General features: G+C 69.2%; 6 protein-coding genes. 5 read left to right on the forward strand and 1 reads right to left on the reverse strand.

Translation table 11 applies throughout. The features are described 5' to 3' along the window. Positions 1-480 precede the first annotated feature (480 nt). From STRIP9103_RS32575 to STRIP9103_RS32585, 3 genes are all read left to right on the forward strand, one after another. Complete coding sequence (locus STRIP9103_RS32575; RefSeq protein WP_319286383.1) at positions 481-1167, forward strand: response regulator transcription factor; 687 nt, start codon at positions 481-483, stop codon at positions 1165-1167. Between the two features lie 520 nt (positions 1168-1687). Next, positions 1688-3625 carry a 2-oxoacid:acceptor oxidoreductase subunit alpha gene (locus tag STRIP9103_RS32580; RefSeq protein ID WP_009327587.1) on the forward strand — a complete coding sequence of 646 codons (1938 nt, stop codon included), beginning with the start codon at positions 1688-1690 and terminating at the stop codon, positions 3623-3625. Then, a complete protein-coding gene (locus STRIP9103_RS32585; protein WP_009327591.1) occupies positions 3618-4712 on the forward strand; it encodes a 2-oxoacid:ferredoxin oxidoreductase subunit beta in 1095 nt (364 codons plus the stop codon). The genes STRIP9103_RS32580 and STRIP9103_RS32585 overlap by 8 nt, the downstream gene beginning before the upstream one ends. A 43-nt stretch (positions 4713-4755) precedes the next feature. Here the strand turns inward: STRIP9103_RS32585 and STRIP9103_RS32590 are convergent, their stop codons facing one another. Next, positions 4756-5172, reverse strand: coding sequence for a winged helix-turn-helix transcriptional regulator (locus tag STRIP9103_RS32590; RefSeq protein WP_009327592.1), 417 nt, complete (start codon positions 5170-5172; stop codon positions 4756-4758). A 92-nt stretch (positions 5173-5264) separates the two neighbouring features. Between STRIP9103_RS32590 and STRIP9103_RS32595 the strand changes: the two genes are divergently transcribed. Together STRIP9103_RS32595 and STRIP9103_RS52145 are read left to right on the forward strand one after the other, a co-directional pair. Continuing rightward, the gene (locus STRIP9103_RS32595; protein ID WP_009327586.1) at positions 5265-6119 is read left to right on the forward strand and encodes an SDR family oxidoreductase; all 855 of its coding nucleotides are present in this window, start codon (positions 5265-5267) and stop codon (positions 6117-6119) included. A 205-nt stretch (positions 6120-6324) separates the two neighbouring features. Then, positions 6325-6712 (forward strand): hypothetical protein (locus STRIP9103_RS52145; protein ID WP_234022360.1); only part of this gene is annotated, 388 nt, incomplete at its 3' end.

The raw sequence follows: 6712 nt of genomic DNA on the forward strand, positions 1-6712 counted from the left end.
CCCGGACACGCGGAGGGGCTGGGCAGGGGAGTGCCCGGAGCGGCCGAACACCCGCAAGGGCCGGACAGCGGAGTACCCGGAGCGGCCGAACACCCGCAAGGGCCGGACAGCGGAGTACCCGGAGCGGCCGAACACCCGCAAGGGCCGGACAGCGGTGAGCCCGAGTCATCAGAACGGCCGGACACCAGTGAGCCCAAGCCACCAGAACAGCCCGCCGCCACCGAACCCAAACCACCCCAACAACCCGCCACCACCAAACCCAAACCGCCAGAACGGCCGTCCCCCTGCGGATGCTGGCGCCGACGGTGTCGCGCGGGGGCGGTGATCGGTTGAGCGGAGCGGTACGGCTGTAACCAGCCACTCCTCCGGTTTTTGGATCTCAATCGGCTCGTATTGGCGTCGTGGCCGCGACCGGGCGGGCTGTTGCTGGAATGCTGGGGGTGTTGTGCGGGCGGCGCGGGTGGCGGCTCGGGGGATCGCATGGGGGGACGGAACGTGGAGGACAGGGTGCGGGTGGTCATCGCCGAGGATTCGGTGCTGCTGCGGGAAGGGCTGACGCGGCTGTTGACCGACCGGGGGCACGAGGTCGTCGCGGGGGTGGGGGACGGGGACGCGCTCATCAAGACGATCACGGACCTCGCCGCGCAGGGGGAGCTGCCGGACGTCGTCGTCGCCGATGTGCGGATGCCGCCGACCCATACCGACGAAGGCGTACGGGCCGCCGTACAGCTGCGCAAGCAGCATCCGGCGCTCGGGGTGCTCGTGCTGTCGCAGTACGTGGAGGAGCGGTACGCCACCGAGTTGCTCGCCGGGTCCAGTCGCGGCGTCGGGTATCTGCTGAAGGACCGGGTCGCCGAGGTTCGGGAGTTCGTGGACGCCGTGGTCCGGGTGGCCGGCGGGGGTACCGCGCTGGACCCCGAGGTCGTCGCGCAGCTGCTCGGGCGCAGCCGTAAGCAGGACGTGCTCGCGGGGCTCACCCCGAGGGAGCGGGAGGTTCTGGGGCTGATGGCGGAGGGGCGGACCAACTCGGCGATCGCGCGGCAACTCGTCGTGAGCGACGGTGCCGTGGAGAAGCACGTCAGCAACATCTTCCTGAAGCTGGGGCTGTCCCCGAGCGACGGCGACCATCGGCGGATCCTCGCGGTACTCACCTACCTCAACTCGTGAAGTCGTGACCTCAACTCGTGAAGTCGTGACCTCGGGAACGCCGTCGGCCCACACCCTCGCACCTCGGGCCTCCGCCCATCGACTCGCGCCACCGACCAGGACGACCGGCTACGGCCACCCGGTCGCCGCCACCGCCCACCCCGTCACCGACCACCGGCCACCCTCACGGCACCGCCCCGTCACCGGCCACCGACCACCACCCACCGGTCGCCACCCGCCACCCGCCACCCGCCACCCACCCATCCACCCCTTCATCACCCACCACCCACCCCCCACCCCGTCACCCCATCAGCCCCCGACACCCCTCCCGTGCCAGACCCGACAATCGGCGGGGAGAGTCGCCGGGAGCGCCCGGCAGGGGCGGGCAAAGCGGGACAAGTCAGGTCGTCCGGTCGTCTCAAAACATCGTCCATCAGGCGAAAGGGCGAGGGAAGGTCAACCTCGCCGACGTAGGGTTGGTCTTGGGAAGGCCGCTGGAACGGCCGTTCCCGGACAGCCGCCTCAAGGGAGGTCCAGTTCAGTGACCAGCCAGGTCAGTAGCCCAGCGGAGCAGGCCGACAAGGCCGTTTTGGGAGAACTGAGGGAACAGCGCAAAGCGGCGGGGACGAAGGATGTCCGTCGACTCGATCGGGTGATCATTCGGTTCGCGGGTGACTCCGGTGACGGTATGCAGCTCACCGGTGACCGTTTCACCTCCGAGACGGCGTCCTTCGGGAACGATCTCTCGACCCTGCCGAACTTCCCCGCTGAGATCCGGGCCCCCGCCGGCACGCTCCCGGGTGTGTCCAGCTTCCAGCTGCACTTCGCCGACCACGACATCCTCACCCCGGGTGACGCACCGAATGTGCTGGTCGCCATGAACCCGGCCGCGCTGAAGGCCAACATCGGCGATGTGCCGCGCGGTGCGGAGATCATCGTCAACACGGACGAGTTCACGAAGCGGGCGATGCAGAAGGTCGGGTACGCGGCGAGCCCGCTGGAGGACGGGTCGCTGGACGGGTACAGCGTCCATCCGGTGCCGCTGACCACCCTGACCGTCGAGGCCCTCAAGGATTTCGACCTCAGCCGTAAGGAGGCCGAGCGCAGCAAGAACATGTTCGCGCTCGGTCTGTTGTCGTGGATGTACCACCGGCCGACCGAGGGCACCGAGAAGTTCCTGAAGAGCAAGTTCGCCAAGAAGCCCGATATCGCCGCCGCCAATATCGCCGCGTTCCGTGCCGGGTGGAACTTCGGGGAGACCACCGAGGACTTCGCCGTCAGTTACGAGGTCGCGCCGGCCGCCACCGCCTTCCCCGTCGGCACGTACCGGAACATCTCCGGGAACCTGGCGCTGTCGTACGGGCTGATCGCCGCCTCGCGGCAGGCGGATCTGCCGCTCTACCTGGGCTCGTACCCGATCACCCCGGCCTCGGACATCCTGCACGAGCTGAGCCGGCACAAGAACTTCGGTGTGCGGACCTTCCAGGCGGAGGACGAGATCGCGGGCATCGGGGCCGCGCTCGGGGCCGCCTTCGGGGGGTCGCTGGCTGTCACGACCACGTCCGGGCCGGGTGTGGCGCTGAAGTCGGAGACCATCGGGCTCGCGGTCTCGCTGGAGCTGCCGCTGCTGGTCATCGACATCCAGCGCGGTGGACCGTCCACGGGGCTGCCGACCAAGACCGAGCAGGCGGATCTGCTCCAGGCCATGTTCGGGCGGAACGGCGAGGCGCCGGTCCCGGTGGTGGCGCCGCGCACTCCGGCCGACTGCTTCGACGCGGCTCTGGAGGCGGCGCGGATCGCCCTCACCTACCGCACACCGGTCCTCCTCCTCTCCGACGGCTACCTGGCCAACGGCAGCGAGCCCTGGCGCATCCCCGAGCTCGACGAACTCCCGGACCTGACCGTGCAGTTCGCCCAGGGGCCGAACCACACGCTCGACGACGGCAGTGAGGTCTTCTGGCCGTACAAGCGCGACCCGCAGACCCTCGCCCGCCCGTGGGCGGTCCCGGGTACGCCGGGTCTGGAGCACCGGATCGGCGGCATCGAGAAGCAGGACGGCACGGGCAACATCTCGTACGACCCCGCCAACCACGACTTCATGGTGCGCACCCGGCAGGCGAAGATCGACGGGATCGACGTGCCGGATGTCGAGGTCGACGATCCGGACGGGGCGCGGACGCTGGTGCTGGGCTGGGGGTCGACGTACGGGCCGATCACGGCTGCCGTACGGCGGCTGCGGACGGCCGGGGAGTACATCGCGCAGGCCCATCTGCGCCACCTGAACCCCTTCCCGCGGAATCTCGGAGCCGTGTTGGAGCGTTACGAGAAGGTGGTGATCCCCGAGATGAACCTCGGGCAGCTCGCCATGCTCATCCGGGCGAAGTACCTGGTCGACGCCCACTCGTACAACCAGGTGAACGGCATGCCGTTCAAGGCGGAGCAGCTCGCCAAGGCTCTCAAGGAGGCCATCGATGGCTGAGAGGTCCACGGAAGGCGCCCAGGGCGCGGGTACGGGCACGATCGAGGCGCTCTCGCTCGTCCCCAAGGCCGCGGCCAGGCAGTCCATGAAGGACTTCAAGTCCGATCAGGAAGTGCGCTGGTGCCCCGGCTGCGGTGACTACGCCATCCTGGCCGCCGTCCAGGGCTTCATGCCCGAACTCGGCCTGGCCAGGGAGAACATCGTCTTCGTCTCGGGCATCGGCTGCTCGTCGCGCTTCCCGTACTACATGGACACGTACGGGATGCACTCCATCCACGGACGCGCGCCCGCCATCGCGACCGGGCTCGCCACCTCGCGGCGCGACCTGTCCGTGTGGGTCGTCACCGGTGACGGCGACGCCCTGTCCATCGGCGGCAACCACCTCATCCACGCCCTGCGGCGCAACGTCAACCTGAAGATCCTGCTCTTCAACAACCGGATCTACGGGCTCACCAAGGGCCAGTACAGCCCGACGTCCGAAGTCGGGAAGATCACCAAGTCGACGCCGATGGGCTCGCTGGACGCGCCCTTCAACCCGGTGTCGCTGGCCATCGGGGCGGAGGCGTCCTTCGTCGCACGCACTGTCGACTCCGACCGCAAGCACCTCACCGAGGTCCTGCGCCAGGCTGCCGCCCACCCGGGCACGGCACTCGTGGAGATCTACCAGAACTGCAACATCTTCAACGACGGCGCCTTCGAGGTCCTCAAGGACCGGCAGCAGGCCGAGGAGGCCGTGATCCGGCTGGAGCACGGCAAGCAGATCCGGTTCGGCGCCGACGGCGCGCGGGGGGTCGTACGGGATGAGGCGACCGGTGATCTGAAGGTCGTCACCGTCACGCCGGAGAACGAGGCGCGGGTGCTGGTCCACGACGCGCACTCGGCGTCGCCGACCACCGCGTTCGCGCTCTCCCGGCTCGCCGACCCCGACACCCTGCACCACACCCCGATCGGTGTCTTCCGGTCCGTCGAGCGGCCCGTCTACGACACGCAGATGGCCGACCAGCTGGACACGGCCATCGAACAGTTCGGCAAGGGCGACCTGGCCGCTCTCCTCGCGGGCGGGGACACCTGGACGGTCGTCGGCTGACGGTCGCCACGCATCGATCGCGTAGAGGCCCGCGCCCGCATCGTCAGGCGCGGGCCTCTACGTATGCCCTTTCACTCACCTCGCGCGCCTTCCGCTCGTCGTACGCGTCGCGTGCCTTCTGTACGTCGGCCATGCGGTCCTGGGTCCAGGTGGCCAGGGCGCGGATCTGCTCGGCGGCCTCGCGGCCGAGGGCGGTGAGGGAGTAGTCGACGCGGGGCGGGATGACGGGCTTGGCGTCGCGGTGGACGAGCCCGTCGCGTTCCAGGGTCTGGAGGGTCTGGGTGAGCATCTTCTCGCTGACGTTGCCGATGGCGCGGCGCAGCTCACTGAAGCGGTACGGCCGCTCCAGCAGCTCGATCAGGACGAGGACGCCCCAGCGGCTGGTGACATGCTCCAGGACCAGGCGGTAGGGACACATCGCCTCGCCGACGGACCGGGCCGCCTTCTCACTTACAGACATGCCAGTACCTTACTTCAAAGTGGGTACTTTCGCCGAGTTAGCGCACCCCCTAGGGTTAGTGACGTACCGCCCGCCCAGGAGGAGTTTTCATCATGAGCATCGTCGTCACCGGAGCCACCGGACACCTCGGCAAGTTCGTCGTCGAGGGGCTGCTGGAGAAGGTCCCGGCCGAGCAGATCACGGCCGTCGTCCGCAGCGAGGAGAAGGCCGCCGGGTTCGCGGCGCGCGGCGTGAAGATCGTCGTGGCCGACTACAACGCCCCCGAGACCTTCGACGGCGCCCTCTCCGCCGGTGACAAGGTGCTGCTCATCTCCGGCAGCGAGGTCGGCAACGACCGCGTCGGCCAGCACAAGGTCGTCATCGACGCCGCCAAGGCCGCCGGTGTCGCGCTGCTCGCGTACACCAGCGCGCCGGGCACCCTGACCGCCGCGCTCGCCGACGACCACCGCGGCACCGAGGAGGCGCTGCTCGCCTCCGGCCTGCCGTACGTACTGCTGCGCAACGGCTGGTACAACGAGAACTTCACCGAGAACCTGGCGCCGGTGCTGGAGTACAACGCCGTGACGCAGGCCGCCGGTGAGGGCCGGGTCTCCTCGGCGTCCCGCGCGGACTACGCCGCCGCCGCGGTCGCCGTGCTGACCGGCGAGGGGCACGAGAACAAGACGTACGAGCTCGGCGGCGACGTCGCGTGGAGCTTCGCCGAGTACGCGGCCGAGCTGAGCAAGCAGACGGGCAAGGAGATCGCCTACAACGCCGTCTCCGTCGAGGCCTTCACCGGGATCCTGGCCGGCGCCGGGGTGCCCGAGCCGTTCGCCGCGATCCTCGCCGGCGTCGACGCGTCCATCGAGAAGGGTGAGCTCGTCGTCTCCTCCGGCGACCTGTCCCGCCTGATCGGCCGCCCGACGACGCCGATCGCGGACTCGATCGCGGCGGCACTGAAGGCCTGACGCCAGACGGCACGCTCCCCGCTCGCATGCCGGGTGCCGGGCGGAGGGTCGGCTGCGCAACTCGGCGCCACGAGGCGCCGCCGCGCCCACCCTCCCCCACCGCCCCAGCGGCACGATTGCCCGCAGCCAGGACGGCGGGTCAGTCGCGTGACGACGGAAGGGGCATAGGCCCTACCCCACATCCTTCCGGCTGGCCTGGAGAGTCATGATCCCCTCCGACAACAGCCGCAGCTTGCAGGCCGCCCTCATCCCAACCGGCCCCACACACATCGATGCCGTGAACTCCATGTCTCTGGGCGATAACAGTCTCAACGCTCTCAATTCAGGGTTCTGGTCAACCCTCCCTCTTGACTACCTACTTCGCATCACTGGGCGCTCTCCCCTGCCCGTCGCCAAGGCCCGCACGATGCCTGCCCCCGATCCGGAACACCCCCTCCCCCCAGCACTGCTCCTGCGCACGCTCCGCCTGAACGCCCTCACTGCCCACTACGCGCCCGTCTGGGCGGAACTGTTCGACCCACGTTGGGCGGGCTACGATAACTGGGCCAACCCGCACTGGCCCCATCTGAAACCCTTCGCCGCGAGCCTCAAAC

This window comes from Streptomyces ipomoeae 91-03 (assembly GCF_000317595.1).
Lineage (GTDB): Bacteria > Actinomycetota > Actinomycetes > Streptomycetales > Streptomycetaceae > Streptomyces > Streptomyces ipomoeae.